Here is a 4701-nt window from a genome sequence, read left to right on the forward strand (position 1 = left end):
TGCACCGGGACGTCCACGCCAGCCACCAGTGTTTTAAGCAGCGGGATCTGGCGCTTCGCCGGATCTTTCGCGCCGGTCAGATCGACCAGATGCAACACCTCAGCGCCCTCGGCGGCGTAAGCCTGTAACCGCGGCAGCGGGTCGTTGCCGTAGTCGCGCTGCTGCCCGTAATCGCCCTGGTGGAGACGAACAACCGTGCCGTCAATTAAATCTAAAGCGGGAATTATCATCACATCTCCAGGAAATTTTTCAGCAGTTGCGCACCGGCGGCACCGGAGCGTTCCGGGTGAAACTGCACGCCGTAAAAGTTATCTTTCTGCACGGCGGCGGTGAACGCCTCGCCGTAATTGCACTGGGCGATGGTGTAGGTATTCACGGGCATGGCGTAGCTGTGGACGAAATAGAAGTACGCGCCGTCTTCAATACCCTGGAACAGCCTGTTGCCCGCCTTCGGATAAACGCGGTTCCAGCCCATGTGCGGCAGCGGCAGGCCGTGGTCGGTCATTTTCGGCACGTCTTCTTCTATAATGCCCAGCAGATCGACACCGTTGCTCTCTTCGCTGCGGCGGCCAAGCAGCTGCATCCCGAGGCAAATGCCCAGCACCGGTTGAGTACAGGCTTTGATGAGATCAACCAGCTCGCGCTCATGGATCTGATCCATCGCCGCCTGGGCGGTGCCTACGCCCGGCAGAAAGAGTTTATCCGCACGCAGCACCACGTCCGGGTCGCGGCTCACCACCGGCTCGTAGCCGTGGCGCATAATCGCCGACTGTACGGAGTTCAGATTGGCGCATCCGGTGTCCAGAATCACCACGTTCATTACAGCACTCCTTTCGACGAGGGCAGGGCGTCACCTTCCACGCGGATCGCCTGGCGCAGGGTACGGCCAAAGGCTTTGAACAGGCTCTCGACGCGGTGGTGATCGTTTTTGCCTTTGGTTTTCAGGTGCAGCGTCAGGCCCATGGTGTAAGAAAGCGAGCGGAAGAAGTGTTCCACCATCTCGGTGCTGAGATCGCCCACGCGCTGGTAGGTAAAGTCGGCTTTGTATTCCAGGTGCGGACGCCCGGAGATATCCATCGCGCAGCGCGCCAGGCACTCGTCCATCGGCAGAACAAAGCCGAAGCGGTTGATGCCGCGCTTGTCGCCGAGCGCCAGCTTCAGGGCTTCGCCCAGCGCCAGGCCGGTATCTTCCACGGTGTGGTGATCGTCGATATACAGGTCACCCTTAACGGTGATCTCCATACGGAAGCCGCCGTGCGTGGCGATTTGATCCAGCATGTGGTCAAAGAAACCGACGCCAGTGTGGATCTTGCTGCCGCCTTCGCGGTCGAGCCAGACCTTCACGTCGATCTGCGTCTCTTTGGTGTTGCGTTCAACGTGGGAATAGCGGTCGCGTCTGGTGAGCTGCTCGCCAATCATCACCCAGTTTAGCGTGTCGCGGTTATAGCGCAGACCCGCAATGCCCATGTTTTCCGCCAGCGTGATATCCGTGACGCGATCGCCAATCACATAGCTGTTGGCTTTATCCAGCGCCTCTTCAGCCAGATAACGTTCAACAAGCTTCAATTTTGGCTTGCGGCAGTCGCACTCGTCGGCAGGCATATGCGGGCAGATCAGCACCTCGTCGAAGGCGATGCCCTGCGAGGTCAGCACCTGCATCATCAGGTTGTGCGGGCCGTCAAAGTTCGCCTGCGGGAAGCTGTCGGTGCCCAGACCATCCTGGTTGGTGATCATCACCAGCTTATAGCCTGCTTTCTGAAGCTTCAGCAGCACCGGGATCACATCGGGTTCAAAGGCCAGCTTGTCGAAACGATCGACCTGAAAATCGCTGGGTGGCTCCGAGATGATGGTGCCGTCACGATCGATAAAGAGATACTTCTGACTCATACTTTCTCCGCTTTCAGGGCGTCAATCACGCGCTGGCTCTCTGCACGGGTGCCGACGGTAATACGCAGGCAGCCGCTCAGGGTAGGTTGTTTATTCTGGTCTCGTAAGATAATGCCCTGATCCCACAACGATTTAAATATCGCGCTTGAGGCGGTGAAGCGCACCAGGATGTAGTTGGTTTCCGAGTCGAACACCTCTTCCACGCACGGAATCGTTTTCAGGGCATCGACAAGATACTGACGCTCTTCCAGGATCTGCGCCACACGCTCGCGCATCGCGCTGATGCCCTGCGGGGCCAGCGCCTGTGCCGCAATATCGGCAACCGGCGTCGAGAGCGGATACGGGGCGATGACTTTCAGCAGCAGGTCGATAATCGCTTTATTCGCCAGCGTAAATCCACAGCGAAGGCCGGCGAGGGCGAAGGCTTTGGAAAGGGTACGCAGCACAACGAGATGCGGATACTCTTCAAGCCAGCCTGCCAGTGTCGCCTGTGGGCAGAACTCAATGTAGGCTTCGTCGGCCACGACCAGCGCTTTGCCGCGCGTCATTTCCAGCAGGGTGCGGATATCCTGGGGATTGATAATCTGCCCGGTCGGGTTGTTCGGGCTACAGACAAACACCACCTTCACGCCGTCGAGGTTATCGGCAATGCCCTGCAAATCCAGCTGCCAGTTGTCCAGCGCCTGCACGTTGCGGCAGGCCACGCCAAAGGTTTCGGCGCTGACGCTGTACATCCCATAGGTGGGCTGGCAGTACATCACCGCGTCTTTACCCGGCTCGCAGAAGGCGCGGATCAGCAGCTCAATCCCTTCATCCGCTCCGCGGCTGACCAGCACCTGCTCAGGCTTCACGCCTGTATACTGCGCATAGTTCTCGATCACCGCTTTCGGCTGACACTCCGGGTAGCGGTTCAGCGTCTGCTGCGACAGCTCAAAGGCCACCGGCGTGGGGTATTCGTTGGCATTCAGCCAGACGTCGCCGTTGCCGCCAAGACGACGCGCAGACTGATAGGGCGTCAGGCGACGGACATTTTCACGGGCTAATTCTTCGATGTTCATGCTTGCTCCTTCAGGGCGGCAACGCGCAGCGTCACGGCATTTTTGTGGGCAGTCAGACGTTCGGCGGCGGCCAGGGTTTCAATGGTCGACGCGAGCGAGGCAAATCCCTCGCGGGAGAGTTCCTGCACGGTCATGCGCTTCTGGAAATCTGCCAGCCCCAGGCTGGAGCAGGTTGAGGTATAGCCATACGTGGGCAGCACGTGGTTGGTGCCGGAGGCGTAATCCCCGGCGGATTCCGGTGACCAGTCCCCGAGGAACACTGAGCCTGCGCTGGTTATGCTGTCGACCAGATCGCGCGCGTTACGGGTCTGAATAATCAGGTGCTCAGGACCGTACTGGTTGGAGATGGCGATGCACTGGTCAAGATCGCGAGCCACAATCAGGCGGCTGGCCAATAGCGCCTGACGCGCCGTTTCCGCACGCGGCAGGTCAGCCAGCTGACGCTCAACGGCGTCGCCCACGCGTTTTGCCATGTCGGCATCTGGCGTCAGTAAAATCACCTGCGAGTCAGGGCCGTGCTCGGCCTGCGAGAGCAGGTCAGAGGCCACGAAATCTGGTGTAGCGCCGCTGTCGGCAATCACCAGCACTTCAGACGGACCGGCAGGCATATCAATCGCCGCGCCGTCCAGACGCTGGCTGACCTGACGCTTCGCTTCGGTTACGTACGCATTGCCCGGACCAAAGATTTTGTCGACCTTAGGAATGGATCCCGTCCCGAACGCCAGGGCGGAAATCGCCTGCGCACCGCCCACTTTATAGATCGCCTGCACGCCGCACAGCTTCGCCGCGTACAGGATCTCATCGGCAATTGGTGGAGGAGAGCAGAGCACCACCTTCTGACAACCGGCAATACGTGCCGGGGTGGCCAGCATCAGGACGGTCGAAAACAGCGGAGCAGAGCCGCCGGGAATATAGAGGCCGACGGACGCCACCGGTCGCGTCACCTGCTGGCAGCGCACGCCGGGCAGGGTTTCCACATCCACCGCCTGCAATTTCTGCGCGGTGTGGAAGGTATCAATATTTTTCACCGCGACGGCCATCGCCTGTTTGATGTCATCACCCAGACGATTGCTGGCATCAATGATTTCCTGCTCGGTAACCTGTAAAGCGCCGACTTCCGTCTTGTCAAACTTCGCGCTGTACTCGCGCAGCGCGTCGTCTCCGCGGGCTTTGACGTTATCGAGGATCTCCGCCACGGTGCGGGTGATGCTCTCCGAAGCGGAAATTGCCGGGCGCATCAGCAGCTCGCGCTGTTGCGCGTCGCTACAGGTATTCCAGTCGATGATTGTGTTAAAGCTCATGGTCGTTACTCCATCATCTTCTCAATTGGCAGCACCAGAATGGAGCTTGCGCCCAGCGCCTTCAGTTTTTCCATGGTTTCCCAGAACAGGGTTTCGCTGCTCACCATGTGCATCGCCACGCGCTGCTGGTCGCCCGCCAGCGGCAGAATGGTTGGACGCTCAGCGCCCGGCAGCAGGGCAATCACTTCCTCCAGACGCTCGGTTGGCGCATGCATCATGATGTATTTGGATTCACGCGCCTGAATCACGCCCTGAATGCGGGTCAGCAGTTTGTCGATGAGCTGCTGTTTGGCGTCGGCCATCTCGCCGTCGCGCTGGATAAGGCACGCTTTGGAGCGGTAGATCACCTCCACTTCGCGCAGGCCGTTCGCTTCGAGCGTGGCGCCGGTGGAGACGAGGTCACAGATGGCATCGGCCAGGCCCGCACGCGGCGCCACTTCAACAGAGCCATTCAG

General features: G+C 59.6%; 6 protein-coding genes. All 6 read right to left on the reverse strand.

Annotated elements, in window-relative coordinates; all coding sequences use genetic code 11:
- Positions 1–230, reverse strand: a 230-nt coding sequence (locus DD606_RS23730; protein ID WP_255573122.1) for a HisA/HisF-related TIM barrel protein, incomplete at its 3' end; no start/stop codon positions are given.
- Positions 230–820: an imidazole glycerol phosphate synthase subunit HisH gene (hisH, locus tag DD606_RS23735; RefSeq protein WP_003859485.1), complete on the reverse strand. Its 591-nt coding sequence runs from the start codon at positions 818–820 to the stop codon at positions 230–232. The genes hisH and DD606_RS23730, both read right to left, overlap by 1 nt.
- Positions 820–1887, reverse strand: coding sequence for a bifunctional histidinol-phosphatase/imidazoleglycerol-phosphate dehydratase HisB (hisB, locus tag DD606_RS23740; protein WP_129259284.1), 1068 nt, complete (start codon positions 1885–1887; stop codon positions 820–822). Before hisB ends, hisH begins: the two co-directional genes overlap by 1 nt.
- Positions 1884–2945: a histidinol-phosphate transaminase gene (gene hisC, locus DD606_RS23745; RefSeq protein ID WP_063401755.1), complete on the reverse strand. Its 1062-nt coding sequence runs from the start codon at positions 2943–2945 to the stop codon at positions 1884–1886. The genes hisB and hisC overlap by 4 nt, the downstream gene beginning before the upstream one ends.
- Positions 2942–4246 carry a histidinol dehydrogenase gene (hisD, locus tag DD606_RS23750; RefSeq protein WP_048240502.1) on the reverse strand — a complete coding sequence of 435 codons (1305 nt, stop codon included), beginning with the start codon at positions 4244–4246 and terminating at the stop codon, positions 2942–2944. The genes hisC and hisD overlap by 4 nt, the downstream gene beginning before the upstream one ends.
- A gap of 5 nt (positions 4247–4251) precedes the next feature.
- Positions 4252–4701 (reverse strand): ATP phosphoribosyltransferase (hisG, locus tag DD606_RS23755; RefSeq protein WP_139158347.1); only part of this gene is annotated, 450 nt, incomplete at its 5' end.

The sequence above is a fragment of the Enterobacter cloacae complex sp. GF14B genome, from assembly GCF_004136805.1.
GTDB lineage: Bacteria > Pseudomonadota > Gammaproteobacteria > Enterobacterales > Enterobacteriaceae > Enterobacter > Enterobacter hormaechei_C.